Origin of the sequence: Natronorubrum aibiense (assembly GCF_009392895.1) — an archaeon.
Taxonomy (GTDB): Archaea; Halobacteriota; Halobacteria; order Halobacteriales; family Natrialbaceae; genus Natronorubrum; species Natronorubrum aibiense.
The window spans coordinates 1,751,505-1,778,138 of record NZ_CP045488.1 but is presented as its reverse complement, the minus strand read 5'-3'; the positions used below and the strand labels follow the sequence as shown (position 1 = coordinate 1,778,138).

The following is a 26,634-nucleotide window of genomic DNA, read 5'->3' as shown; positions in this document are numbered from 1 at the left end:
GGATGACTCGTGATCTAAATATTTGATAGATATTCCCGTCTTTGTTCTACCTTCACCTCTTCAGACCGTCTATCGTAATGCTGATCCAATACGTCTCGAGAGACGTTCATCCGGTCACTCACAACTTCTATAGGAACATCTTCAGTAAGATGGTGAGTGATAGCACCTCTTCTCCAAGCGTGAGGGCTACGAGAGGATGGACATAGAGAGGGTGCTTTCTTGGGTGGATTCAGGGCTTGACACTCATCCATATCCCGACTGTGTGGGCACTCACCGCCATTATATTGGCAGGGATGAGTCCACCGATAACAGGTTTCTCGAATAGTAGACTTTGAAATCCGTCCAAATTGAGTTGTGAGTAACGGCTTTCGTCCTGGTTCATTTGTTACCTTCTCCCGGTTATGGTCTATGTAGTCGTTCAGGACTTGGCATACATCGGAGCTGAGTGCAATTAGCCTCTCCCCTCGTTTCTTGTTCTTTAGTGGAGTTTCAGGACGATGTTTCGCCTCCAGTCTTTGATTCTCTCTCTCGTAGTCCCGAAGATCGAAGGAACGGACTGTTCCAGATCTTGCTCCACAACGCCATAGCAGAGTGAGGAGTGCATGATGGAGTGAAGCATATTCGAACCGGGACAAATGTTCGAGAATATCTTTGGCGATCTCTGAATCAATCAAGATGTCTCTCTCCCTGTCTCCTTGGCTTAGAGTAGGAGACATGACCTTATTGTGGAGATCCTGTTCTACTCCGTCGATTGATTCACACCATCGAATGAAACTCCTCAGTGTGTCCATTTGGCCCTTTAATGACACAGAGTTGAGCACGTTAGACCGGGACTGTTTGAACCGAAGTATATCACGTCCCGATAGCGTATTTAGATTCTCTATTTCTTCTTGGTCACACCATTCTACGAATCTCGTCAGCTTGTGCCGATAGGATTTGATCGTCCCGTTCGCCAATTCGTTTTCTCTATCCTGAAGGTAGAGACTGACTGCTTCATCCGGTGCAATCGGCTCGAGTTTCTGGTCTTGCATTGTGATCTCCGAGAAACCCGAGACGAGAGATATAGGCCGACTAAGGCGCGATCAGCCGGTCGTAGTCGAACCCGACCGGGACGATGTGGGTTTGCATACGCGATACGTGGCGCGACGCCGTAATCAATCCCGCCACGTTGGGACCGGCGTGGGACTCGGTCTCGACGATCAGGGATCGTCGGTGACCGCGTCACGGGTGGTCTCCGGTGGCTCGAGGATTGCCGTAATGAGTTTCTGCTGGGCGGCACGGAGATGTTCGTGAAACGTCGCTGGCGTGACGGTCATCGCCTCGGCGACCTCCTCGCCGGAACTGTGGCGCGGCCACTCGAAGTAGCCGCGAGAGTACGCCATCTCGAGGGCGACCTGCTGGCGATCGGTCAGCGTCTCCGCCAGCCGGGTTCGAAGCTGTTCGACCGGCTCTCTCGAGGGCGTGATTCGGCGACGGGCGACGGTGCGCGTCCGGGGGTAGACGTCGGTGATGTCGTCGACGACGCAGCGAACGTCCGTCCCGGTCGAGAAGTGCGCCGTCACGGCGTAGTCGCCGTCGCGGATGGCCGCCGACTCGACGTAGCCGCCATAGGCGTCGACGACGCCGATCAACGGCGGTGCATCGATCACCAGTTCGAACGTTACTTCGCCGTGTGACTCGTCGAGGGCCGTCACCCCCTCCCAGTGGGGCACGCGCTCGGTTAGGGTTTCGACCGTCGGAAAGGTCTCGGCGGCCGTCGTCCCGTACTCGAGGTACTGCTCGTCGTCGATCCGGACGACGCGATCGAACCAGACGGAGTGGCCCGTCATCTCGGGGCCGTCGAAGTGCGCGACGGCGTCGTCGACCACGAGTTCGAGTTCGATCAGTTCGTCGCCGAGCAGTACGCGCCGGCGCTCGAGGGCAGCGATCGCGTGGCCCAAGATTTCACCGAGTTGCCCGATGACGTCGCGTTCCTCGTCGGTAAACGCGTTCCGACGGGCGCTCGTCACACCGAGGACGCCGTAGAGGACGTCGTCGTGTGTGATCGGAATCGCCGCCGCCGAGGTGTAGCCGTGCTCGCGGGCGTCCTCGCGCCAGGGCTCGAACGACGGGTCCTCGAAGACGTCGTTCGAAACCTGCATCGTTCCGGTTCGGATGGCCGTCCCTGCCGGTCCACGACCGGCAGGGTCGTCGGCGTCTGTCGACAGCGGAATGGTTTCGACGTAGTTGTCGATTCCCGCTTCGACGCGGTGGGTGATGCTATTCGTCCGGATGTCGACGTCCCCGATGAACGCGAACTCGTACGACGGCGAATCAGCCAGCGACTCGCAGGTTACCCGCTCGAGGTGGGCCCTGTTCGAGCCGTTGACGATCGCGTCGTTGATCTCGCGAACGACGCCGTTGATGTGGTCGAGTGCCGCCAGCCGCGCCTGTTGACACTCGAGTTGGCGCTCGCGACGGCGGGCGTCGGTAACGTCCCTGAGAATCGAGAGGTGGGTGCCGGGTAAAACGTTCGCGACGGCGTTGTACTCGACAATTCGATCGGTTCCATCGGGGCGAACCACCGAAAACGAACCGCGAAGTCGCCCCTGCTCGAGCAGCGCCGTCCAGGCCGAGTCAACGTCGTGGTCGTCGTGGACGAACTCCTCGAGCGAGCGACCGTATAGTTCCGCGCGCTCGAGGCCGAGCAATTCGCCTGCGGCCGGGTTGGCGGCGACGATTTCGTCCTCGTCACCGACGAGGATCGCATCGTGTGCGTCCTCGAAGATCGACCGCAGCCGTCTGTTCCCATCGACGAGGGTTCGTTCCCGGTCTTTCCGGTCGGTGACGTCTCGAACGAGGACGGTGACGCCGGTTTCGTCCGGATAACACTGCGCCTCGAACCAGCGACCGACGGCGTCGTGGTACGCCTCGGCCGTGTGTGGGTGCTGGGACTCGAACGCGCGTACGTGTGCGTCTCCAAAGAGCGAGCGAGTGGTGGCGTCCGTTGTTCGGTCTACTCCGGCCCCTTCCCCCTCGCCGCCGGCATCTCGACCGAACAGGGCTCTGGCCTGCTCGTTTGCAGCCGTACACTGCAACTCGGAATCGAGGGCGTAGACGGCGTCCGAGACCCGGGCGAACGCACCCTCGAGGGTGCCGGACGACTCGTCGCCCGTTTCGGCGCCGGTGTCGATCGGGTGCCGGTTGTTTTCCATACATATTGCGTGCTACCAATTGCCAAAAGCATGGGGGTCCCACGGTCGTTCGACGACGATCGACGGTCGATCGTTAGGCGTCGGTGCCGGACTCGAGGTCGATCGTCCGAATCAACTCGGCGATCGTCTCGCGGTCGCGTTCCGGATCGATCTCAGCGTGAGTCGGCAGTTCAGCAGCGTCGTCCACGTCGGCGGCGTCGGCGACGGACTCGAGTGGCACTGTGCCGCCGGCCATTCCGTAGCTCGTCTCGGTCGGCCAGACGGCGACGTGGATCTCGGCAGTGAGCGATTCGCAATCGACACCCAGCCGGTCGGGATCGACGGGATAGCTTGCGTCGATGACGTACCAGACGCCCGCTTCGCCGTTCGACGCCTCGAACTCGAGAGTGGTTCGCGTGCCGTCGATGACCAACCCCTCGTCTTCAATCGTTTCGACGAACTGCCGTTTCGCCTTGGGGGCTGCCTGCGAGAAGACGGTTGACGGCGGAACGCCGACGTTCGAAAGCGGCGGCGAAAACGTCAGGTCGACGGTAAACAGCGACCGGATAGGGATCTCGCTGATCCCGATCGAGGCCCGTTCTTCGGCGGCTTCGATCGGTTCGTACAGCGTCGTCTCTGCGGTAATCGAAAGCAAGAGGACGTTCGTCGTTCCCGTTCGCGTCCCGACCCGACGCCACGAGGTGGCCAGCGACTCCGGCAGATCGGCGGACATTACAGTCGTCTACGCGGTCACCGCCTTTCGGTCTGGCGATCCTCGCGACAGCGATTACTCCTGATGACGGACGCGAACCATACCCTCGGACGTCACGCCGACGATCAGCGGCGTGACGATCTCGCGTCCCGACACTGCAGCGCCGGCGGCATCGCTGACGGCCTTCATGAGATCCGGTGCGGTGTAGTCGACTTTGACACCCTGTTCGTCGCAGGCCTCGTAGACGAGTTGTGGTACGTCGTAGAGGTCGGTTCCCGCCGGGACGCGGACGCGAACCGGGGCCCGAAGCGCTTCCTCGAAGGCGACCGTCTCGCGGGCTTTCGATAAGTTCTCTCTCGCACTCGATTCGATCGAGGACACGTTCGCGCGCGACGTCCCGAGCGCGTCGGCGATATCAGCCTGTGAGATACCGCGTTCGCGCAACGCAAGCACCTGGGCCTGACGGTGCGTCAACACGCTCGTCTCCGGTTCGAAGCCGATCTCCTCGAGGAGGTCCTCGACCTCGTCGATCACGGCGACCGCCCCCACTGTCGGTGCTCGATCTCGCGTGCGCACATACACACCAGTAAGATAGCGGTAGGATCAAAGCTTCCCCGGTTCTCTACCCTCCGACCGCGAGACAGCGATCCGAGCAGTCGTCGAGAACACGGCCGGCAGCGACCCTGTCGTCCTCGAGCGCGACTCGTACGGTCTGCTGTACCGATGTACCGGTGCAACCGCGATCGTCCTGCGGTTGCGCGGAAAATGACGTACAGTAGTCGTATCAGTACTCGAGCGACCATCGCTGGTTGTCCATCGCGGCGAGGTCATCGGCGACGCCGTCGGCCAGACGATACTCGGTGCCCTCCCGGACCACGGTGCCCGTTCGTTCTAGGTGCTCCAGGTGAGCGTAGGACTCGCCGGGCCCGTGGAGGATGTGGATGCTCTCGAGGTCGCCGAACAGATCGTCACTGATCGTCCACGTGTCACAGGGCCCCTTTCGGTCGATAGCGTCGAGGACCCGCCACGAGCGTTCCTCGTGATGGTCGATGATGTACTGGGCGCGTACAGCTGGCTCGTCGATCGGGTCGCGATGGCCCGGCCAGGCCCGGTCGTAGTCGGCGTCGACGATCCCCTGAAGCGCCCGCAGGTACTTCTCGAGTGGCTGCTCGACCCGGACGTCCGCGCCGCCGACGTTGGGTGTGTAGACGGGCAACAAGGCGTCTCCGGAACAGACTTCGCGGCGGCCATCGAGGTCGAACGCGAACATGCTGAGCCCCGCAGCGTGGCCCGAGGTGTGGACGACCTCGAGGTCGTAGCCGTTGATGGCGAACGTTTCGCCGTCGTCGAACGCCGTTACGGTCGGAGACGTCCCTGTCGGCTTCCCGCCGGCAAGCACCTCGCGGAGGACGGCCTGTTTCTCCTCGGGCATCCCCCACTGCTCGAAATACTGTTCCTGAAGGTCGTGGAGGTCGGCCCACGCGTCTTCGTCACCCGCGATGAGTGCCGCGTCGTCAGCGTGGGCGTAGACTTCGGCCCCGCTTTCGGCCTGAATCTCGCCCGCCAGCCCGGTGTGGTCCCCGTGCCAGTGTGTCAAGAAGATCCGATCGACGTCGGCGAGGTCGACGTTTCGCTCGTCGAATGCGGCCTCGAGTTGCTCGCGTGTCGTTTCCATCCAGTCGCCGGTGTCGATCAGGACCGTCTCCGGTCCGTCCGCAAAGAGGTACGCGTTGTTGTTACCCTCGAACGCGGAGTTCGATAAGGAAATTCGCTCCATGAGATCATATCACACAGAGAATGTGAAAACTGTTGCGAGACACGCACGGCGACGAGCAAGCACGAACACCGCCGCGACGAAGCCGACGCTGGCGATTTGGTTCACGATCGGTGTAACGACAGACGGTTGCTCGTCAGAAACGTGGCGGGAGTGACAACTGTTCCGGTGACTGTCCACTCGGTGGAACGCACTCCGGCGTTAGGAACCCCAGAAGTTCTCGCGGCTTCCAAGGCGCTCACGGCGGGAACGACCTCCATCGTCGTTGTCCTCGTCATCATCGTCGGCCTCGGCCGTCACGTCGTCCGTGTCGGCTGTCTCGTCGGCCTCGTCGACTTCGTCGGGATCCATCGGCAGTAACTCGAGTTCCTCGGCGCGCGCGTGGTTGCTGTGCACCCGCGTGATTTCGACTCGAGCGCGGGCTTCCGGCAAGACACCGTCGACCATAACGATAAACCCGTCCTCGGTCCGACCGACACCGGCACCGCTTTCGTGCATGTCGACAACGTCGATGATGACCTCCTCTCCGGACTTGACAGGCTGGGTCTTGAGGTCCTCGATCGGCTGGCTGTAATGGTTACACCACTCTTTGCCACCCCGATCACCGTAATGTTGACACCCCATTCCTGAGATCCGTTCGGAGAAGTTTGGACAGTCGTCGGCAAGTGGACAGTCTGCCATACGGCGTACTACCAGTGGTGGCGTTAAACCGTTTCCGTCTCGAGGATCGAACCAGCATCAAGAAGAAACGCTGGTAGCGCTTACCCACTATACGATAGGAGACGTAATCTGATAGTGGATGACCGATAACGTTGGTAAATGAACTGCGCGTATCTGAAGGGGCGTTTCGAAAAGGTTTACGGTACGGACGTTGCAGTGATTGATGATGAAAATCCTCGTTACGGTCAAAGAAGTCGCGACCGTGGAAGACGAGTTCGAAATCGAGGGAACTGAAATCGCAGACCAGTACCTCGGTGCCGACCTCAATGAGTGGGACGACTACGCCGTCGAAGAGGCGGTTCAGCTGCAGGAAGACGGGATCGCCGACGAAGTCGTCACGGTCACGATCGGTCCGGAAGAGTGTGAACAGACCATCCGACAGGCCCTCGCGAAGGGTGCCGACCGCGCCGTCCGCGTCTGGGACGACGCCCTCGAGGGCGTCGACCTGCTCGACGTCAACGCGAAGACGGAGATTCTGGGCGCCGTCGTCGAGGCGGAAGACCCCGACCTCGTGCTGACGGGCGTGCAGGCCGGCGACGACAGCTTCGGCGCGACCGGCGTTTCGCTGGCCGAAGAGATCGGTGCCCAGTGGGGAGCCGTCGTCAACCACCTCGAGCACGACCTCGAGGACGGCGTCGCCTCGGTGCGACGCGAACTCGAGGGCGGCGTCGAGGAGCTGACCGAGATCGACCTGCCCGCGGTCTTGACGATTCAGACGGGGATCAACGAGCCACGGTATGCGAGCCTGCGTGGCATTCGTCAGGCCCAGCGCAAAGAGCTGGACGTCCAGCACCTCGCCGACATCGGCGTCGACGAGAGCGCCGTCGAATCCGAACTCGAGCTGACGGAGATGTACGAACCCGAGAGCGAAAGCGACGTGACGGTCTGGGAAGGCAGCGCCGACGAGACTGCCGCAGAGCTGGGTGAACTGCTTCGCGACAAGGGGGTGGCACAATGACGGACGTCCTCGCAGTCACCGACCACCGCCGCGGCGAACTGCGCGACGTTAGCTACGAGATTATCACCGCGGGCCGAGTGCTCGCCGACGAAACCGGCGGCGACCTCCATCTGGCCGTCATCAGCGGCACTGTCGACGAGTTCGCAGACGACCTCAACCGCGAGGGTGTCGACGCCATCCACACCGTCGACTACGGCGAGGAGTTCAACCACGACGTCTACACGCAGGCGACGACGCAGCTCTACGACGAACTCGCCCCGCAGTACGTCCTGACGCCCAACAGCGTCAACGGGCTCGACTACGCCCCCGCCGTCGCCAACGACCTCGATCTCCCGATTGTCACCGACACGATCGGCCTCGAGACCGACGGCGAGACGCTGATCGCCACCCGCGAGATGTACGGTGGCAAAGTCGAGACGACCAACGAACTCGAAGGAGAGGCCGTCGTCACGATCCGAAGCGCTGAGTGGGCCAAAGCCGAAGGCACCGGCGACGCCTCAATCGAGGCGTTCGACGCCGAGATCGACGAGGACGCGATCGGCTCGACCGTCACCGGCTTCGAGGAAGTCGGCGGCGGCGACGTCGACATCAGCGAGGCGGACGTGCTCGTCTCCGTCGGTCGTGGGATCGAAGAGGAAGACAACATCCCGCTCATCGAAGAGCTCGCGGAGGCGCTCGATGCGACGGTCTCCTCATCGCGCCCGATCGTCGACAACGGCTGGCTGCCGAAGAACCGCCAGGTCGGCCAGTCCGGGAAAGTCGTCACGCCCGACGTCTACATCGCCATCGGTATCTCGGGTGCCGTCCAGCACGTCGCTGGCATGAAAGGCTCCGATACGATCGTCGCGATCAACACGGACCCCAACGCCCCGATCATGGATATCGCTGACTACGCGATCGTCGACGACCTCTTCGACGTCGTGCCGGCGCTGACCGAAGAGTTCCAGTAAGTCAGCGCAGGCGGCTCTCGAGAGCGAGCGGTTTTTGATCCAGATGTTTCGAGGACGGTGAGCGAAGCAACCCCGACGAAAAAGGTGGAACACGGTCACGAAAACGTGAGTATCTCGAGCGAACGCTTGGGTTGTGATCCGTCACCTACTTTTTACCCCCGTCCTAAGCGCTGGCAATGGAACGTCTGGAGCGTCGTCGGGCGCTGATCGAAGCGCGTCTCGTCGAGGTAGTCGACGGCCTCGAGCCGGACACGCTCAGGGAGGAAGTCCGCCACACGGCGCTGTCGGGAGGCAAGCGCGTTCGGCCGATGGTGACGCTGTTAGCCTGCGAAACCGTCGGCGGGACGGCCGAGGAAGCGGTCGACTTCGGTGTCGGGATCGAACTCGTTCACAGCGCGTCGCTGGTGATCGACGACATTATCGACCGCTCGGAACTGCGCCGCGGGACGGCCAGCGCGTGGAGCGAGTTCGGCTACGGGCCAGCGATCGTCTCGAGCGACGGCTTACTCGGCGAAGCGTTTGCGCTCTTTTCGGCCGATCCGGATGCCATGCAGGTCGTCGCCGAAGCGATGGTCGAACTCGGTGTCGGCGAAGCGACCGAACTCTCGGCCCAGCCGGCGAACGAAGCCGAATATATGACGCTGGCCCGTCGAAAGACCGGGGCGCTCTTTCGGGCCGCCGCCGAACTCGGTGCTATCGCCGCTGGCTCGGATCCGGTCACCGTCGAAGCGCTCGGAGAGTACGCCGAACGGGTCGGAATCGCCTTCCAGATCAGAGATGACGTCCTGGATGCGGTCGCGGAACCCGACGAACTGGGCAAGCCAACCGGCCACGACGCCGCCTTAGAGCGGCCGTCGGTCGTCCAGGTAACCGATCTCACCCCTGATGAAGCCAACACCCGCGCTCGAGCCGAGTCCGATCGCGCGATCGACGCCTTAGATCGGGTCGAGGTCGTCGATCCGGCAGCGAGGGCGTATCTGGTCGAGCTCGCGGAGTTCGTCGTCGAACGCGAACGCTGACTCACACGCGACCTAGCTGTCGCGTCTCGCTCTCTGCCTCCTGTTCGTCGTCTCGCGGGTCGGAAAACTTGGATTCGGCGACCGCGAACGTGAGCGTGCTTACGATCCCTAATAGCGTACCGGCGGTCAGCGCCGTCGCCAGATAGCTGATCCCGACGTCGTCGAGGAAGAAGGCACTGACGGCGTGGAGGACGACGGCGATCGAAAGCACGTAGAACGGTGCGTTGAGATACCGCCACTCGAGCGTGCCGGCGATATACTCGTCGGTGATCTGGCCGAGACTGGTCGTCACGCCCGCCGCAGCGAGCCACTGCACCGAGCCGGAGACGACTGCGGCGAGCATGACCGGTGCGCCGACGTCGCCGGCAGTCGCGGCTCGTTCCGCCTCGAGGGCGTTCATCCCACTGACGCCACCGAGGACGAGCAACGCGGCGGCAACGACGTAAGCGAGGAGCGTCGTCCGGCCGGCGTACAGCGATCGTCGGGCGCGCTCGACGGCGTTATCGAGGCGTTCACCGAGTCCGAGGCCACGAGAGATGAGATACAGCCCGAGCAGCGCGGAGGTCGTCCCGAGCACGAACCCCGGCATCTCGAGGACGGTCCCAAATAGCGCAAGCGGGTAGATGAGCAGGAGGATCCCGAGCGGGATCAACACCGTCCCGCGCGTTTCGGGATCGTTCAACACCTGTTTGATCGTGTAGTACATCGACTCCAAGTTCTGGGCCTGCCGGACGACGACCCGACGAACGCCATCGATCGGCACACGCGAGCGGATGATCGGGATGACGGATTCGTCCTGTGCACCGTCGGTGACCACGAGTGCCGTGACGTCTTCAGCGGTCGAGAGGCTCGCAAGCACGGTGTCGACTTCGTCACCGACCTCGCGGTTGGCGTTGACGTCACCGTCGTCGTTGCCCGTGACGACAGCGACTTCGACGCTCTCGTCGCGTTCGTCGAGGTCGTCGTAGATGTGCAACCCCTGAAAGATCACGTTGACGTCGGAGTCCTCCGGGTCCGCAGTCGCGAGTGCGACGGCCGCCTCTTCGACTGGCTCGCGGCCGATAACCGGCGTCGAGAACCCGGTTTTACGACCGAGGTCGTCGTCGAGATCGACACAGAGGACCAGCAGCATTAGGCCATACGTTCGAGTGCAGGGTATTTCCATCTTCTGGGGACGACAGAATTTCGCGCACTCGAGGCCGCCGGACTCGGTAAGTCGTTTCGCACGGCTTTTGTGAGTCGGCCCAGTACGTGGTGTTGAATGATCTCGAAGGGCTGTGAGCAGTGCGCGAAAGGTGGCAAGATGGTGCTGTTCGTCTACGGATACTGCGACCAGCGTGACTGCTTTTACTGCCCACTCGGTGAGAACCGCAAGAACGTTACCGACGTCTACGCCAACGAGCGCCGCGTCGAGAGCGACGACGACGTCCTCGAGGAAGCCCACCGGATGGACGCACTCGGCACGTCGATCACCGGCGGCGAACCACAGGAAGCCCTCGAGCGCACCTGTCACTACCTCGAACTGCTCAAAGACGAATTCGGCGAGGACCACCACACGCACCTCTATACGGGGATTACGGGTGGCCGCGAGAACATGCGCCGGCTCTCGGAAGCCGGTCTCGACGAGATTCGCTTCCACCCGCCACTCGAGCAGTGGGGCGACCTTCACGGCACCGAGTGGGAAGACATCCTCTATATCGCCCGCGAAGAAGGACTCACGCCCGCGTTCGAGATTCCCGGTATTCGCCCCGAAGAGGAGTTCCTCGAGTTCCTCGACGAGGGTGCCGCGGAGTTCTGTAACGTCAACGAGTTCGAGATGAGCGACGGGAACTACCGCCGCATGCAGAAGGAAGGGTACGAACTCAAGGAGGACCACATGAGCGCCGTCGACAACGACCGCGATGAACTCCTCGACGTGATGGGTGACCACGAACGGGTCTACTTCTGTACCTCCGTTTTCAAAGACGCCGCTCAGCACCGCCGTCGACTGAAACGCATGGCCCGTAACGTTCGCCGAGAGTTCGACGACGTCACCGACGACGGCACGCTCGTCTACGGCAAGACGTACGCTGACCCCGAGCGCTTCGAGGCGCTTGGCGTTCCCGAGGAGTTCTACACCGTCAAAACGAACCACGTCGAGGTCGCTTGGTGGCTCCTAGAGGAGATGATCGAAGAAGGCGACCTCGAGGACGGCGAGATCGTCGAGCAGTATCCGAGCTACGACGGACAAGTCGTCGAGCGGACGCCGCTGGCGTAGGTTTCAGACCACGAGCGAGCAAAGCGAGCGAGTGGCTTTTTCGCGTAGATTTTTGGAGGAGGGTGAGCGAACTGCGCCCAGTGAGACGATAGCGATCGATCTGTCCCGGTGTCGAGAGAGCCAACAGTTCCAGCAAGTGGACCCGATGGGGGCGAACGTCAGTTGACTTCTGTCGGATCGACGTCCGGGAGCGTAATGAGGTTCTCGCGACCGATCCGTAGTTTCTCGATCTCGCCGTCCTCGTCCATCTGAGAGAGCAGTTGCGAGACCTTAGCGTTCGACCAGCCAGTCTCCGAGACGATCGACCCCTGTTTCATCCGACCGTTGTTTTGCTTGAGCAGTCGAAGGACGCGTTCCTCGTCACTCAACAGCTCGGGATCGATCCCGTCGTCGATCGTCTCGTCGTACTCGAGTTCCATCCCGGACCCGGTCGAGGCGACAGCGCCGATAGGATCGGCCCGCTCGGGTGGTGACTCGATCGAACCGCCATCGGTCGGGACCGACTCGTTGCGCGCCTGCTCATTAGACGTCGATACGTCGAGTCGTCGAACGAGCGGGAGGGTCACGACACGCTCACGAAGTCGGGCGATCGGCAGCGGCAAGTCGCTGACTGGACGTCGGCGCGCGAGGAGATAGCTTCCTACGCCGACGGCGACGACGAGTGCGAACACACCAGCGACCAGCCAGTCCGGAATGGCGGGCGTCGGGACGCCCCCATTGCCACCCCCAGCGCCAGCGCTGGGGACGAAGATAATCGGGAAGTCGCCCTCACTGAACTGATACGGACCTTCCCGCTGGAGCGTGGTCGAGCCCTGTGCGCTGACGGCGTAGCCGGATGGCGATTCGATGACGAGGCGCTGGCCCTCGGTCAGTGAAAACCACGAATCAGCGCCGGGCTGGAAGGCATCGCCGAAGTGGATCTGACCGCTGTCGACGCGTGAGAAGTTCGTCCAAGTAAACGAGTAGGCGAGGACGCCGACACGAACTGACGAGGTGTTGTCGGTCTCGGGAATCGTATCGAGACCTGCATCCTCGGGGGAGATGACCCGCGGCTCGTCCCAGCCAGCGTTCTCGAGCGTCATTTCGCGGCCGGTCGCTTGCTGGGCATCCTGCCGGAACGAATCGAACCGTTCAACGTCGTCAGGAACGTCTCGTTGGCTGCTTCTCACCTCGTCGGTGTAGTCGATAAACGCCGCTTCGTCGTCATCGTCGACGAGGAGAAAGCGACTTTCGATCGTCCACGTCGCGTCGCCCGTCTCGCTGACGTTGATCCGGATCACCTGCTTCGGATCGGTGTCGTCGAATCCGGACTGAGCCGCTGCGAAACGCGGCGTCGGAGCAGTCGTCTGTGAGAGGGTCGTCGAAGCAGGGTCCAGCAGTGGCTGCTCACCGACGGCGTCCGTCCGTGGCTGCTCGGATGCAGCGACGGCAACAGCCGGTGTCGCGACCACCGCCCCGACGAGAGATGTCGTGAGGAGGGCTGTAAGGGCGAGTGTAATGGCGGTGGATACCCGCATACGTACCAACAGGGTGGTCCCCCCGGGGAAAAAACCCTTTCCATCGAAAAATAAAGGATTACCCGTGGCTGTGAAGAGTCTCCGCAGGACGGACGAGACCGCGAAACGGGACGAAACGACGGTAAAACCGTATTAAACTGACGGTAAATAGTTGTTACAACTGCATCTTCCAGTGCGACCGGTTTTTGTATCAAGAGTTCATACAGTGGGTCGATGAACAGCGCGACCCCCGCCCTCCTCGCGTTGCTTCTCGTCTTCTCGCTCGTCGCGATCCCGGTCGCAGCGGGTCCCGGAGATGGGATGCAAGCTCAGTTGCAGACGGAGCTACAGGACCAGACGGTCAACGATACGGCCGCCGACGAGACGACCGCGCGGCTCGAACTCGAGGGAGAAATCCGAAGCGACACCGTATCGTACGGCCCCGATCTCGGGGTGGTACTCACGGCGACAGACGACGAGTTGCGAACGGATTACGCCCAGTACACGATCGTCGAGCACGAGTTCGAAGACGCGAGCCAGAACAAACGAGAAGTGCTGGTCGAAGACGCGTACGATCGGATTACGGACCGATCGGACGAACTCGAGCGACGGGAGAGAGACGCCGTGAGAGATCACGCTGCAGGCGAACTCTCAACGACGGAACTTCTGCAGATCCTGCTTCGGAACCACAACGAGGCGGCAGTGCTCTCGGATGCACTCGGCGACCTCGATGATCGAACGGATCGGATTCCCGGCTACTCGCTGTCAGTACAAGACGAGCAGAACAGACTCGAGATGCATCGAACGCCGGTTCGAACGCGCCTCGAGCTTGCGGCTCACGGGAGCGGAGACGAAACGGACGTTGTCGTCCAGACGTACGAAGACGGATACGCACTTTCGATCCTCGACAGCGAGTACGTCCGCGAGGCGACCAGATTCGACAACCGTGAGGCTGCCTGGGGAAGCGAGTTCAACGATATCTCCGACGCCTACGAGTACGCCGGTGAGCTGTACCCGTGGGTCTTCGACAACAGACAGTCCGCAGGAGCGAGAGAGCACACGACGGTGAACCTCTACCAGATCCAGGCCATCCACGAGCAGGGTGAACTCGAGGCGTATCTCGACGGGGGAACGGGGAACGTCCACCGTGAAGTGCAAGTGCTGAGCTACACCTCGCTGCCCACGGAGACCGAAACGACCTGGACGGACGGCGAGCGCCGTCTCGCGCTCAACGAGACGCCGGCGAACGGACCGGCCAAGCTCACGGTGACCGGTCTCGAAAGCGAGCGTCCCGAGACGACGGTCACAGTCGATGGGTACGAGGTCGGCGAACTCGATAGCGACGGAACCATCTGGTTCGTCCCGCCAGCTGAATCGTACGAGCTGACCGTAACGACCGAAAACAGCAGCACTACCGTCACTGTCGGCGACTAACCACGCGTTTTTTGCAGTTGTTCTCGAGCAGTGAGGCCCACTCGAGTCGTTCCTCGAGCGCTGGTGGTGGCAGCCGGACATTTATATCGGAACGGGCAGCCAGAGCAGTGCGTGACCGACTGTTCGGACGGGAGCGTGACGTGCGAGCAGCCAGGCGCAGATCGTGGAATCAGCCCGGTCGTCGGCATCGTCGCGTTGCTCGTGCTCACCGTCAGACTGGCCGCCGTCGTCGCCGTCGGCGTCGGGGCGTTGTCACTGGAGACGGGCGCGCCGACTGCGGCGTTCGAGCTCACGGTCGATGGTGAGACGGCAGCGGTCACGGTCGAACATCTCGGCGGCGATTCGATCGATGTAACGGAGCTGTCGGTGATAGTTGCCGTCGACGACGAGGAACTGACGAACCAGCCACCCGTGCCGTTCGTCGGTTCGAGCGGGTTCGACGGCGCGCCAACCGGACCGTTCAACGCGGCGACGGACTCCGAGTGGCGGGCCGGAGAGCGAGCGACCGTCGTCGTGGCCGACACGAACGAGCCGACGATCGACACCGGCGATGCCGTTACCGTCACGCTCGTCGTCGACGACGCTCGAGTCGCGGTGCTCGAAGAGACGGCAAACTAACACTTGCAAAAACGCGGCGGGACGCTATTTCGGTGCGCGGCCGATCGTCGTGATCGCGACCTCGGGGTCGTAGGATGGCCCCTGGAACATGTGCTTGACGTCCTCGAAGCCGGCCCGCTTGAACATCCGGTCGGCCTCGTACTCGTCGTAAAAGAGCATGATCGAGTCGGCGAGTTTCTGTGCGATGACGTTGTCGGGGTAGTTTGGACCAACGACGAGCACCTGTCCGCCGGGCTTCAGTACACGACGGAACTCGCGAAGCGCGAGGATCGGGTTCGGCCAGTATTCGATCGAGCCCGACGACCAGACGACGTCGAACGTGTCGGTCGCGAACGGCAGCCGTTCGGCGTCGCCGCGGTGGAAATGAACCGGCGGTGCCTGCTTGCCGAACTTCGCGTACGCCTGCTCGAGTTGGTGTTCGCTCTGGTCGATGGCGTACACCTCGTCGACGTGCTCGAGCAGTCCTTCGGTCGCGAAGCCGGTGCCACAGCCGACGTCGAGGACGGTCATGTCGGACTCGAGGTCGAGCAGTTCGAGGGCGTCGGCTCGCATCTCCTCGTTCCAGATGAAGGGGTTGATCTGGTCGTAGACCTTCGAGAGGTACTTATAGAACAGTCGAGCCCGGGCCTTGTTCTCGAGGATTCCCATTGTGAGTCCGTTTCGACCGGACCGGGATATGTCTGCTGTTCCGGTCGATCGGGGACCGATGATGGGCAGACCGAACCGCCCCAGCGCTGGTGGGGTTGTGGATGACTTTCGCAACTACCATATACCGCTCTGGTAAACATCCGTCTGCTTAGAGTATGCCTAGGCCAGAGGTTCTTGAACGAATTAAGTCGGCGGAGGAGGAAGCCGACGAGATCGTCGCATTGGCACAAAACGACCGCGACGAGCGAATAGCCGAGGCCCGGGAACGTGCCGAGGAAATTCGCACAGAAGCGGAACAAGAAGCGCGGGATCTCAAAGAGCGCCGTCTCGAGGAGGCGCGAGAAGAGATCGATGCGGAAAGCGAACGCGTCCTCGAGGACGGTGAACAGGAGCGCGAGGCACTCGCCGAGCGCGCCCAAGACCGGGTCGACGAAGTGACCGAACACGTCGTCGAACTGTTCCAGGAGGACGTCCATGCTCAGACCTGAAAAGATGAGCAAGATCTCGGTGACCGGTTCCAAGGGCGTCATGCCCACGGTCATCGAGACAGTCCACGGTCTGAACCTGGTCCATCTCTCGGACTACGACGGCTCCTGGGAGGGCTTTGACAACGGCAACCCGATCGAGGGTGCCGACGACGCCTCCGAGAAGCTGGTGACGGTTCGATCGCTCGAGAGTACCCTGGAACTGTCGGCCGACGACGCCGAACCAGGGACGATCGGCGACGACTGGGAAGACCAAATCGAAGGGATTCGGACCCGAGTGAACGAACTCGACGACCGACGCTCGGAGATCCGTGACGATCTCCGAACGGTCGACGAAAAGATCGACCGCGTTGCTCCCTTCGCGGAGTTGGGGATCGACCTCGATCTCCTGTCGGGGTACGACACGGTCGACGTCGTCGTCGGCGAAGGAAAGCGCGACGAGATCGAAGCGGCGATCGACGCCGCGGACGAGATCGACGCGTTCGAGCTGTTCACCGGTGGCGATGTCGTGGCTATCGTGGCCGCGCCCACCGATGACGCCGGCGAAGATCCACTCGGCGACGTACTCGTCGGGATCGAGTTTACCCGCCACCCGGTGCCGGAAACCGACCAGACGCCGAGTGCGTACGTCGACGACCTCGAGGAACAGAAACGCGAACTCGAGTACGAACTCGAGGACATCGACGCGGAACTCGAGGAGATCAAACAGAGAGAGGGGAGCTTCCTCCTGCGGGCTGAAGAGGAACTCTCTATCGAAGTCCAGCGCGCGGAAGCGCCGCTGCAGTTTGCGACGACCGATCGTGCGTTCATCGCCGAGGGATGGATCCCGAGCGACGAGTACGAGCGGTTCGTCGCCGCGCTCGACGACGCCGTCGGTGACAGCGTCGAGATCGAAGAACTCGAGCGAGCGAGTTACGACCGCCACGGGGCCCACTCCCACACGGAGGACGTCCAGAAGGGCGCGCCCGCGGCGGACGAACCAGCCGAATCGGACGACCAGCAACAGAAGGCCGTGACCGATGGTGGATCGGCGGTGACGATGAGCGACGAACCGCCGGTGATCCAGAACAATCCCGGCCCGGCAAAACCGTTCGAAACGCTGGTGCAGGCGGTCAACCAACCGAAATATACCGAACTGGATCCGACGATTTTCCTGTTCCTGACGTTCCCGGCGTTCTTCGGGTTCATGATCGGGGACGTCGGATACGGGATCGTGTACGTCGCTATCGGCGCGTACATGGCCACGCAGTTCGACAGCAAAGGAATCTCGAGTCTCGGCGGTGTCGCCATCTGGGCCGGCCTGTTCACGATCCTCTTCGGGATCATCTACGGCGAAATCTTCGGCCTTCACGTGCTCGGCGAAGTGCTATGGCACGATATCTTCAGCTCGGAACTGCTCCCGCTGAACAAGGGACTCGAGCCGGCAGCCGCCGACTTCGCGCTTGGCTGGATGGTCATTAGCGTGCTGGCTGGGATCGTCCACCTCAACATCGGGTACATCCTGGACTTCTACGAGAACATGAGCCACGGCGTCAAAGACGCCCTGTTCCACAGCGGCTCGTGGATCCTGATGCTCAACGGTATCTGGATCTGGATCTTCTCGGCACAGGCTGCGGGCTCCAAGCCCGACTTCCTGTTCACGACGTTCGCCAGCGACGGACCGTTCCCGATTGGATTTACCGGATTCCCAGAGTGGGGGCTGTTCGCTTTCCCCGAGGCGATTCCGGCACTCGGCGGGTTCCTGGTGACGGCCCCGCTGCTGATCTTCCTGATCGGGCTCGTCATGCTGATCGTCAGCGATCCAGTCGAAGCCGTCGAAGCACTCGACGTCGTCGTTAACGTCTTCTCGTACACCCGAATGGGCGCAGTCCTGCTCGCGAAGGCCGGCATGGCCTTCGTGGTCAACCTGCTGTTCTTCGGGGCCTACGAGGACCCAGACGGCGCATTCCACTTCCTACGCACTCACGAGCCGAGCTACGTCGCCGAACACTACGGCGGCGAAGCGACCGTCATCTTCGACGGACTCATGCACTCCGGTACTGCCGGGTTGCTCGGCGGACTTGTGATTCTCGTTCTCGGGCACATCGTCGTGTTAGTTCTTGGCGTGACAAGCGCCGGCTTACAGGGCGTGCGCCTCGAGTACGTGGAATTCTTTAACAAGTTTTATGAGGGCGGTGGGGAGAACTACGAACCGTTCGGAACCGATCGAAATCACAGTGAGGACTAATCAACAATGATTGAGCAAGCACCTGAACTCGCGGAAGTTGCACTGCAAGCAGAAGAAGTTGCCGGACCAACTCTCGAAAACTCTGGCGCAGCGGCGATCGCGGTCGGTCTCGCCGCACTCGCAGCGGGTTACGCCGAGCGCGGTATCGGCGCTGCAGCCGTCGGCGCAATCGCCGAGGACGACGACATGTTCGTCCCAGGCCTGATCATGACCGTCCTCCCAGAGACGCTCGTGATCCTGGCGCTGGTCGTCGTCTTCATCGTCTAAACACCGCCCCCCTTCTCTTACCAATGAGTTTGGACACAGTCGTAGAAGACATTCGAGAAGAGGCCCACGCGCGTGCGGAGGACATCCGTGCTGAGGGCGAAGCGCGCGCCGAAGAGATCGAATCGGCCGCCGAGGAGGACGCCGAGGAGATCGTCGCCAACGCAGCGGACGAGGTCGAACGCGAGATCGAGCAGCTGCGTGAACAGCGCCTCTCCAGTGCAAAGCTGGAGGCGAAACAGAAGCGTCTGGAGGCCCGCCGTGACGTCCTCGGTGACGTCCACGAGCAGGTCGAGGCCGAACTCGCCGCCCTCGAGGGAGACACCCGCAAAGAGCTGACGCGGACACTGCTCGAGGCTGCAAGCGAGGAGTTCGACGAGGGTGACGACGTCAGCGTCTACGGTCGTGCCGACGACGAGGACCTCCTCACGGACCTCCTCGAGGAGTACGACGGCTACGAGTTCGCCGGCGAGTACGACTGTCTCGGTGGCGTCGTCGTCGAGAGCGAACAGTCCCGGCTCCGAGTGAACAACACGTTCGACTCGGTGCTCGAGGACGTCTGGGAAGAGAACCTCCGGACGATCAGCAACCAACTCTTCGAGCAATGAGTATAGGTGCCTCGAATCCGGAATACGTGAACGCTCGCGTTCGGTCACGCCGAGCCTCGCTGTTCGCGGACGAAGATTATCGGAAGCTGATCCGGATGGGGCCGAGCGAGATCGCACGGTTCATGGAAGAGACGGAGTACGAACGCGAGATCAACGCACTCGGGTCACGGTTCTCGGGTGTCGATCTGATCGAGTACGCGCTCAACCGCAATCTTGCAAAACACTTCCATGACCTGTTGGACTGGTCGGAAGGACGACTGTACGACCTGATTTCGCGTTACCTGCGAAAGTTCGACGTCTGGAATCTCAAGACGATCATCCGCGGGATCTACACCGACACCGATCCCGAGGCGATCCGAACGGACCTGATCCGAGCCGGTGAACTCGAGGAGGCGACGCTCGATCGAATGCTCGAGACCGACACGATCGAGGATGCGATCGAGATTCTCAACCGGACGGATTATTACGATCCGCTCACCGTCGCATACGAGGAGTTCGAGGAGACCGGTGCACTCGTTCCGCTCGAGAACGCACTGGATCGAGAGTTCTACGAGCAGTTGCTCGAGGACGTCAGTCGAACAGCGAGTCAGTACGAGCCACAAGAAGGCCCCGAGGCGAAGTACATCGAGTTCCTGCAGGCCGAGATCGACTTTCGGAACGCCCGGAACGCCCTGCGACTCGCTCGCAGCGGTGCCGATCTCGACCCCGCCAGCTACTACATCGAGGGCGGCGTCCTGTTCGACGAGTCGGAACTGAGCCGACTCGTCGGAAACTACGATGAACTCGTCGACCACATCGCCGAGAACAAACGCTACGGCGACCGGCTCTCGGGAGCGCTCGATCGGCTGCGCGATGCTGACAGCCTTATCCAGTTCGAGCACGCACTAGACGCTGCGTTGCTCGAGTACGCGGATACGCTCTCGAGTATCTACCCGGCCTCCGTCTCGGCCGTGCTGTCGTATATCCTCGCGAAAGAGCGCGAGGTCGAAAACATCCGTGCGATCGCGCGCGGTCGAGAGGTCGGCCTCGAAGAAAGCGAGATCGAAGAAGAGCTGGTGATCCTATGAGCCAGGAAATCGCAGTCGTTGGCAGTCCGGAGTTCACGACCGGCTTCCGTCTTGCGGGCGTCCGCCGGTTCGAAAACGTCCCGGACGGCGACAAAGCGGCGGAACTCGACGATGCCGTCACCGACGTCCTCGACGACGAGGGCGTCGGGATCGTCGTCATGCACGACGACGACCTCGAGCATCTGTCGCGGTCTGTTCGCCAGAACGTCGAAACGAGCGTCGAACCGGTCGTCGTCACCATCGGAAGCGGTACGGGTGGCGGCGGACTGCGCGACCAGATCAAACGTGCGATCGGTATCGACCTAATGGAAGAAGACAGCGAGTAACACTATGAGTCAGGCACAAGACACCGAAACCGTCCAGGAGGACGGTGTTATCGAAAGCGTGAGTGGTCCGGTCGTGACCGCCACGGACCTCGACGCCCGGATGAACGACGTCGTCTACGTCGGCGACGAAGGGCTGATGGGCGAGGTCATCGAGATCGAAGGGAACAGTACGACGATTCAGGTTTACGAAGAAACCTCGGGCGTTGGCCCGGGCGAACCCGTCGAGAACACGGGCGAGCCGCTTTCAGTCGACCTCGGACCGGGTGTGCTCGACGCCATCTACGACGGCGTCCAGCGTCCACTCGACGTTCTCGAGGAGAAGATGGGAACGGCCTTCTTGGACCGTGGAGTCGACGCACCCGGTATCGACTTCGAGACGGAGTGGGAGTTCACTCCGACCGTCGACGTTGGTGACAGCGTCGACGCCGGCGACATCGTCGGCGAAGTCCCGGAGACCGAGAGCATCACCCACAAAGTGATGGTCCCGCCGGATTACGAGGGCGGCGAAGTCACGTCGGTCGAGAGCGGCGAGTTCACGGTCGACGAAGTCGTCGTCGAACTCGACTCCGGCGAGGAGATCACGATGCACCAGGAGTGGCCCGTTCGACAGGCCCGTCCTGCAGATACGAAGGAAACGCCGACGGTGCCGCTGGTCAGTGGGCAGCGGATCCTCGACGGTCTCTTCCCGATCGCCAAAGGTGGGACCGCTGCGATTCCCGGTCCGTTCGGCTCCGGGAAGACGGTTACTCAGCACCAGCTCGCCAAATGGGCCGACGCGGACATCGTCGTCTACGTTGGCTGTGGTGAGCGTGGCAACGAGATGACCGAGGTCATCGAGGACTTCCCAGAACTGGAAGACCCGAAGACCGGCAAGCCGCTCATGTCTCGGACGTGTCTCATCGCGAACACGTCCAACATGCCCGTCGCAGCCCGTGAATCCTGTATCTACACGGGGATCACGATCGCGGAGTACTTCCGCGACATGGGCTACGACGTCGCACTGATGGCCGACTCCACCTCCCGGTGGGCAGAGGCCATGCGTGAGATTTCGAGCCGACTCGAGGAGATGCCCGGCGAAGAGGGGTATCCAGCATACCTCGCTGCGTCGCTCTCGGAGTTCTACGAGCGCGCCGGAAAGTTCCAGCTGATGAACGGCCTCGAAGGGTCGGTGACGGCAATCGGTGCCGTCTCCCCACCCGGTGGCGACTTCTCGGAGCCCGTGACCCAGAACACGCTGCGTATCGTCAAGACGTTCTGGGCACTGGACGCAGACCTCGCCGAGCGTCGACACTTCCCGTCGATCAACTGGAACGAGTCGTACTCGCTGTATCGACAGCAACTCGACCCGTGGTTCCGCGACAACGTCTCCGACGACTGGCCGGAGGTTCGTCAGTGGGCCGTCGACGTGCTCGACGAAGAGGACGAACTCCAAGAGATCGTCCAGCTCGTCGGGAAAGACGCGCTGCCGGAGGACCAGCAGCTCACACTGGAAGTCGCACGCTACCTGCGTGAGGCGTGGCTCCAGCAGAACGCGTTCCACGACGTCGACACTTACTGTGAACCGAAGAAGACCTACCGGATGCTTCTCGCGATCAAGACGTTCAACGACGAGGCCTTCGATGCACTCGAGGCCGGCGTCCCGGTCGAGGAGATTCAGGACGTCGACGCCGTTCCACGCCTGAACCGGATGAACACGTCCGATGAGTGGAACGAGTTCATCGACGAGCTCGAATCGGATCTCAAAGAACAGATTCGGAGCCTGTACTAATCATGAAAGAGTACCAGACAATCACTGAGATCAGCGGCCCGCTGGTGTTCGCCGAAGTCGACGAACCCGTCGGTTACGACGAAATCGTCGAAATCGAAACGCCACAGGGCGAGACCCTGCGCGGTCAGGTGCTGGAATCGAGCGAGGGACTCGTCTCGATCCAGGTGTTCGAAGGGACCGGCGGTATCGACCGCAACGCGTCCGTTCGGTTCCTGGGCGAGACGATGAAGATGCCCGTCACCGAGGACCTCCTCGGTCGGGTGCTGGACGGGTCCGGACAGCCGATCGACGGCGGTCCGGAGATCGTCCCCGAGTCCCGTGAAGACATCGTCGGCGAAGCGATCAACCCCTTCTCCCGAGAGTACCCAGAGGAGTTCATCCAAACCGGTGTCTCCGGGATCGACGGGATGAACACCCTGGTCCGTGGTCAGAAGCTGCCGATTTTCTCCGGCTCCGGACTGCCCCACAACGAACTCGCACTCCAGATCGCCCGTCAGGCGACCGTGCCGGAAGAAGAGGAAGGCGACGACGAGGACGGCTCCGAGTTCGCAGTCATCTTCGGTGCGATGGGCATTACCCAGGAAGAGGCGAACGAGTTCATGGACGACTTCGAGCGCACGGGCGCACTCGAGCGATCGGTCGTCTTCATGAACCTCGCGGACGACCCCGCAGTCGAGCGGACGGTCACGCCGCGACTCGCGCTCACCACGGCCGAGTACTTGGCCTTCGAGAAGGACTACCACGTGCTCGTCATCCTCACCGACATCACGAACTACTGTGAAGCGCTTCGTGAGATCGGTGCCGCACGTGAGGAGGTTCCGGGTCGACGTGGATACCCCGGTTACATGTACACTGACCTGGCACAGCTCTACGAGCGTGCCGGTCGAATCGAGGGCAAGGAAGGATCGGTCACGCAGATTCCGATTCTCACGATGCCCGGCGACGACGACACCCACCCGATTCCGGACCTGACTGGCTACATTACCGAGGGCCAGATCGTGATGGATCGGGACCTCAACAGTCAGGGTATCGAGCCGCCGATCAACGTCCTGCCAAGCCTCTCGCGGCTGATGGACGACGGGATCGGCGAGGGTCTGACTCGCGGCGACCACGCCGACGTCTCCGACCAGATGTGCGCCGCCTACGCGGAGGGTGAGGACCTGCGTGACCTCGTGAACATTGTCGGTCGCGAGGCGCTGTCTGAACTGGACAACAAGTATCTCGACTTCGCAGACCGCTTCGAGACGGAGTTCGTCCAACAGGGGTACGACACCAACCGGACGATCGACGAGACGATCGAGCTCGGCTGGGACCTGCTGTCGGACCTCCCGAAAGAGGCCCTCAACCGTATCGACGAGGAACTCATCGAAGAACACTACCGCGAAGACGAGACTGCCGAAGCCGTGCAGGCCGACTGATCGAGGCAGTTCTTTTCGACTCGGTCTTTCGACGGCTGGAATAACGACCCGGCCAATGTGACATCCTGACCCGACGCCAACTCGAGTCGCATCGCGCGTAGAACGCGCGGCGATGGCTGGAGTGGATGGCGAAACCGTGTTGATCGCTGTCTCGTAAAACACATAATATGGATTATAAATCGAAACAGTCGTATACGCCGTCGATAAATCATGGTATGTATGCACAAACCACTGCTCGTTGCGGAGTTCTTAGACCGGGCACGAACGCACTACGGCGACGACGAGGCAGTCGTCGCCACCACGGGGGAACGATTCACGTACGACGAACTCGGCGATCGCGCCGATCGATTCTCGGCTGCGCTCCAACAGCGGGGGATCGAGAAAGGCGACCGCGTCGCCGTGTTGGACCCGAACACGCACTACCACCTCGAGGCGGCGTACGGAATCATGCAGACGGGGGCGATTCACACGCCACTGAACTACCGGCTCACACCGGACGACTTCGCGTATATCCTCTCGGACGCCGGTGTCGACGCCATCTACGCCGATTACGAGTACGCCGAAAACATCGAGGCGGTTCGGGACGACGTGCCGACGGAGACGTTCATTACGAACGACGTCGACGCTGTCGAGGGTGAGTGGGAGTCGTTCGACGCCGTCCTCGAAGACGCGGGCACCGACTACGACCGGCCCGAGATGGACGAAGACGAGATCATCACGATCAACTACACTTCGGGGACGACGGGCGATCCGAAAGGCGTCTGTCGAACGCACCGCGGGGAGACGATCCACGCCTATCTGACGGTCGCCCATCAGGAGATCAGCGACGACGACGTCTACCTGTGGACGCTGCCGATGTTCCACGCCAACGGCTGGGGTCACATCTTCGCCGTCACCGGGATCGGCGCGACGCATGTCTGTACGCGCGGGATCGACGCCGGCGAAATCTTCGAGACAGTTCGCGAGGAGAACGTCTCGTACATGTGCGGCGCACCGACAGTGTTGAACATGCTCGTCGACTACTACAACGACCACGACCCCGAGACGACCGGCGACGCGCCGGTCCGACTTGCGACTGCCGGCAGTGCGCCGCCGGAGGCGACGATCCGGACTGTCGAAGACGAGTTCGGCTGGTACCTGAAACACGTCTACGGGGCGACTGAGACGGGACCGCTGATCACGACCTCCGACGCTGCGCGCCACTTCGAAACGGATAGCGACGACCGGTTCCGGATCAAAAAACGGCAAGGACTTGCCTTTCTGGGAACCGAGATCCGCGTCGTCGACGAGGACGGCAACGACGTCCCACGGGACGACGACACGCTCGGCGAGGTCGTCGTCCGCGGGAACCAAGTCATGGAAAAGTACTGGGGGAAACCCGACGCCACCGAGGAGGCGTTTTCCGACCGCGTCGAGGGCTACTATCACACTGGCGATCTCGCGACGATCGACGAACACGGGATGATCGCGATTCAGGACCGCAAGAAGGACATTATCATCTCGGGCGGCGAGAACATCTCGAGCATCGAACTCGAGGACACGCTGTTCGACCATCCCGAGGTGGCTGACGTCGCGGTGATTCCGGCCCCGAGCGACGAGTGGGGCGAGACGCCGAAGGCGTTCGTCGTGCCGGCGAGCAGCGACCCCGACGAACCCGGTGTGTCGGTCGACGACCTCGTCGCGTTCACGCGCGAGCACCTCGCCGGATACAAGACCGTTCGACGGATCGAGTTCGTCGACGAACTGCCCACGACGGCAACGGGCAAGATTCAGAAGTACGAACTCCGGCAGGAGGAGTGGGAAGACGAAGACCGGATGGTCGGCCAGGGGTGATACTACTTCGGCAGTATCGAAAGGGGCCCGCTCGAGGTCAGCTCGAGGGGCGGTCGGTGGTGGATGAGCGGCGCTGATGTGGGGGACCGACGCAGAAAACTGTAAACAGTTATCCGGCTGGGTGCGCAATCCCCCCACAAGATGGCCAAGGACGTCAAGCCCACCCGCAAGAACCTGATGGAGATCGAGGATCGGATCGAACTCTCCGAGCGCGGGCACGGCACCTTAGAGAAGAAACGGGACGGGCTGATTATGGAGTTCATGGACATCCTGGACAAAGCCCAGGACGTCCGCGGTGACTTAGCCGACGACTACGAAGCCGCCCAGAAGAAAATCAACATGGCGCGGGCCATGGAAGGCGACGTCGCGGTTCGCGGCGCTGCCGCGGCGTTGCAGGAACACCCCGAGATCACCACCGAGTCGAAAAACATCATGGGCGTCGTCGTCCCTCAGATCGAGTCCTCGCGAGTCTCGAAGAGCTTAGATCAACGTGGCTACGGGATCATGGGCACTTCCGCCCGTATCGACGAAGCCGCCGAAGCCTACGAAGACCTTCTGGAGAGCATCATCCTCGCCGCCGAAGTCGAGACAGCGATGAAGAAGATGCTCCGCGAGATCGAGACGACCAAGCGTCGTGTCAACGCACTCGAATTCAAACTCCTACCCGACCTCTACGAGAATCAGGAGTACATCGAGCAGAAACTTGAGGAGCAAGAGCGTGAGGAGACCTTCCGCTTGAAGAAGATCAAAGAGAAGAAAGAACAACAGGAGAAAGCAGAGCGGGAGGCCGAAGAAGAAGAAGCGGCGGAAGCCGACAGCACGGCCGAGCCAGACATGGAGCAGTCGACTGCAGGCGGTATTCCGGGCGGCGACTGAACT

The 26,634-nt window shown here is 61.8% G+C and carries 25 protein-coding genes; 16 read left to right on the top strand and 9 right to left on the bottom strand.

Annotation, left to right across the window (positions count from 1 at the left end):
* Positions 1–14: 14 nt before the first annotated feature.
* The 6 genes from GCU68_RS08705 to GCU68_RS08680 all read right to left on the bottom strand — a co-directional run bounded on the left by GCU68_RS08705 (position 15) and on the right by GCU68_RS08680 (position 6,340).
* Positions 15–1,031 (bottom strand): tyrosine-type recombinase/integrase, encoded by a 1,017-nt coding sequence (locus GCU68_RS08705; RefSeq protein WP_152940758.1) that lies wholly within the window; start codon positions 1,029–1,031, stop codon positions 15–17.
* 168 nt (positions 1,032–1,199) lie between these two features.
* Complete coding sequence (locus tag GCU68_RS08700; RefSeq protein ID WP_152940756.1) at positions 1,200–3,194, bottom strand: bacterio-opsin activator domain-containing protein; 1,995 nt, start codon at positions 3,192–3,194, stop codon at positions 1,200–1,202.
* A 73-nt stretch (positions 3,195–3,267) separates the two neighbouring features.
* Positions 3,268–3,906 (bottom strand): hypothetical protein, encoded by a 639-nt coding sequence (locus GCU68_RS08695; RefSeq protein WP_152940754.1) that lies wholly within the window; start codon positions 3,904–3,906, stop codon positions 3,268–3,270.
* A 54-nt stretch (positions 3,907–3,960) separates the two neighbouring features.
* A complete protein-coding gene (locus tag GCU68_RS08690) occupies positions 3,961–4,419 on the bottom strand; it encodes a Tfx family DNA-binding protein (protein ID WP_152943675.1) in 459 nt (152 codons plus the stop codon).
* Positions 4,420–4,669: 250 nt separating this feature from the next.
* Positions 4,670–5,662, bottom strand: coding sequence for an MBL fold metallo-hydrolase (locus GCU68_RS08685; RefSeq protein ID WP_152940753.1), 993 nt, complete (start codon positions 5,660–5,662; stop codon positions 4,670–4,672).
* A 198-nt stretch (positions 5,663–5,860) separates the two neighbouring features.
* Positions 5,861–6,340: a TRAM domain-containing protein gene (locus GCU68_RS08680; protein WP_152940751.1), complete on the bottom strand. Its 480-nt coding sequence runs from the start codon at positions 6,338–6,340 to the stop codon at positions 5,861–5,863.
* A 205-nt stretch (positions 6,341–6,545) separates the two neighbouring features.
* On the opposite strand from GCU68_RS08680, the gene GCU68_RS08675 reads away from it, so the two are divergent.
* From GCU68_RS08675 to GCU68_RS08665, 3 genes are all read left to right on the top strand, one after another.
* Positions 6,546–7,337 (top strand): electron transfer flavoprotein subunit beta/FixA family protein, encoded by a 792-nt coding sequence (locus GCU68_RS08675; RefSeq protein ID WP_152940749.1) that lies wholly within the window; start codon positions 6,546–6,548, stop codon positions 7,335–7,337.
* Positions 7,334–8,287 carry an electron transfer flavoprotein subunit alpha/FixB family protein gene (locus GCU68_RS08670; RefSeq protein ID WP_152940747.1) on the top strand — a complete coding sequence of 318 codons (954 nt, stop codon included), beginning with the start codon at positions 7,334–7,336 and terminating at the stop codon, positions 8,285–8,287. The genes GCU68_RS08675 and GCU68_RS08670 overlap by 4 nt, the downstream gene beginning before the upstream one ends.
* Before the next feature lie 176 nt (positions 8,288–8,463).
* The gene (locus tag GCU68_RS08665) at positions 8,464–9,306 is read left to right on the top strand and encodes a polyprenyl synthetase family protein (protein WP_152940745.1); all 843 of its coding nucleotides are present in this window, start codon (positions 8,464–8,466) and stop codon (positions 9,304–9,306) included.
* A 1-nt stretch (position 9,307) separates the two neighbouring features.
* Here GCU68_RS08665 and GCU68_RS08660 read toward each other — a convergent pair whose 3' ends face one another.
* Positions 9,308–10,438, bottom strand: coding sequence for a DUF373 family protein (locus GCU68_RS08660; protein ID WP_152940743.1), 1,131 nt, complete (start codon positions 10,436–10,438; stop codon positions 9,308–9,310).
* Between the two features lie 129 nt (positions 10,439–10,567).
* Here GCU68_RS08660 and GCU68_RS08655 point away from each other — a divergent pair, with 129 nt between their 5' ends.
* Entirely contained in the window at positions 10,568–11,563 is a 996-nt protein-coding gene (locus tag GCU68_RS08655; protein WP_152940741.1) for a radical SAM protein, read from the top strand.
* 158 nt (positions 11,564–11,721) lie between these two features.
* On the opposite strand, the gene GCU68_RS08650 is transcribed toward GCU68_RS08655, so the two are convergent.
* Positions 11,722–13,080, bottom strand: a complete 1,359-nt coding sequence (locus GCU68_RS08650) for a helix-turn-helix transcriptional regulator (RefSeq protein WP_193565040.1) — start codon at positions 13,078–13,080, stop codon at positions 11,722–11,724.
* 213 nt (positions 13,081–13,293) lie between these two features.
* On the opposite strand from GCU68_RS08650, the gene GCU68_RS08645 reads away from it, so the two are divergent.
* Positions 13,294–14,493 carry a DUF7096 domain-containing protein gene (locus GCU68_RS08645; protein WP_152940739.1) on the top strand — a complete coding sequence of 400 codons (1,200 nt, stop codon included), beginning with the start codon at positions 13,294–13,296 and terminating at the stop codon, positions 14,491–14,493.
* A 111-nt stretch (positions 14,494–14,604) separates the two neighbouring features.
* Complete coding sequence (locus GCU68_RS08640; RefSeq protein ID WP_227014808.1) at positions 14,605–15,111, top strand: type IV pilin; 507 nt, start codon at positions 14,605–14,607, stop codon at positions 15,109–15,111.
* Positions 15,112–15,135: 24 nt separating this feature from the next.
* Here GCU68_RS08640 and GCU68_RS08635 read toward each other — a convergent pair whose 3' ends face one another.
* Positions 15,136–15,759 carry a methyltransferase domain-containing protein gene (locus tag GCU68_RS08635; RefSeq protein WP_152940738.1) on the bottom strand — a complete coding sequence of 208 codons (624 nt, stop codon included), beginning with the start codon at positions 15,757–15,759 and terminating at the stop codon, positions 15,136–15,138.
* Between the two features lie 155 nt (positions 15,760–15,914).
* On the opposite strand from GCU68_RS08635, the gene ahaH reads away from it, so the two are divergent.
* The 10 genes from ahaH (at position 15,915) to GCU68_RS08585 (ending at position 26,631) form a co-directional block, all read left to right on the top strand.
* Complete coding sequence (ahaH, locus tag GCU68_RS08630; RefSeq protein WP_152940736.1) at positions 15,915–16,247, top strand: ATP synthase archaeal subunit H; 333 nt, start codon at positions 15,915–15,917, stop codon at positions 16,245–16,247.
* Positions 16,234–18,471, top strand: coding sequence for a V-type ATP synthase subunit I (locus GCU68_RS08625; RefSeq protein ID WP_152940734.1), 2,238 nt, complete (start codon positions 16,234–16,236; stop codon positions 18,469–18,471). Before ahaH ends, GCU68_RS08625 begins: the two co-directional genes overlap by 14 nt.
* Positions 18,472–18,477: 6 nt before the next feature.
* Entirely contained in the window at positions 18,478–18,738 is a 261-nt protein-coding gene (locus GCU68_RS08620) for a hypothetical protein (protein WP_152940732.1), read from the top strand.
* A gap of 23 nt (positions 18,739–18,761) precedes the next feature.
* A complete protein-coding gene (locus GCU68_RS08615; RefSeq protein ID WP_152940730.1) occupies positions 18,762–19,343 on the top strand; it encodes a V-type ATP synthase subunit E in 582 nt (193 codons plus the stop codon).
* Positions 19,340–20,410, top strand: a complete 1,071-nt coding sequence (locus tag GCU68_RS08610; RefSeq protein WP_152940728.1) for a V-type ATP synthase subunit C — start codon at positions 19,340–19,342, stop codon at positions 20,408–20,410. The genes GCU68_RS08615 and GCU68_RS08610 overlap by 4 nt, the downstream gene beginning before the upstream one ends.
* Positions 20,407–20,736 carry a V-type ATP synthase subunit F gene (locus GCU68_RS08605; protein WP_152940726.1) on the top strand — a complete coding sequence of 110 codons (330 nt, stop codon included), beginning with the start codon at positions 20,407–20,409 and terminating at the stop codon, positions 20,734–20,736. Before GCU68_RS08610 ends, GCU68_RS08605 begins: the two co-directional genes overlap by 4 nt.
* A 4-nt stretch (positions 20,737–20,740) precedes the next feature.
* Positions 20,741–22,504, top strand: coding sequence for an ATP synthase subunit A (locus GCU68_RS08600; RefSeq protein WP_152940724.1), 1,764 nt, complete (start codon positions 20,741–20,743; stop codon positions 22,502–22,504).
* 2 nt (positions 22,505–22,506) lie between these two features.
* The gene (locus tag GCU68_RS08595; protein ID WP_152940722.1) at positions 22,507–23,922 is read left to right on the top strand and encodes a V-type ATP synthase subunit B; all 1,416 of its coding nucleotides are present in this window, start codon (positions 22,507–22,509) and stop codon (positions 23,920–23,922) included.
* 219 nt (positions 23,923–24,141) lie between these two features.
* Positions 24,142–25,755 (top strand): long-chain-fatty-acid--CoA ligase, encoded by a 1,614-nt coding sequence (locus GCU68_RS08590; protein ID WP_152940721.1) that lies wholly within the window; start codon positions 24,142–24,144, stop codon positions 25,753–25,755.
* A 141-nt stretch (positions 25,756–25,896) separates the two neighbouring features.
* Positions 25,897–26,631 (top strand): V-type ATP synthase subunit D, encoded by a 735-nt coding sequence (locus GCU68_RS08585; RefSeq protein WP_152940720.1) that lies wholly within the window; start codon positions 25,897–25,899, stop codon positions 26,629–26,631.
* The last annotated feature ends 3 nt before the right edge of the window (positions 26,632–26,634 follow it).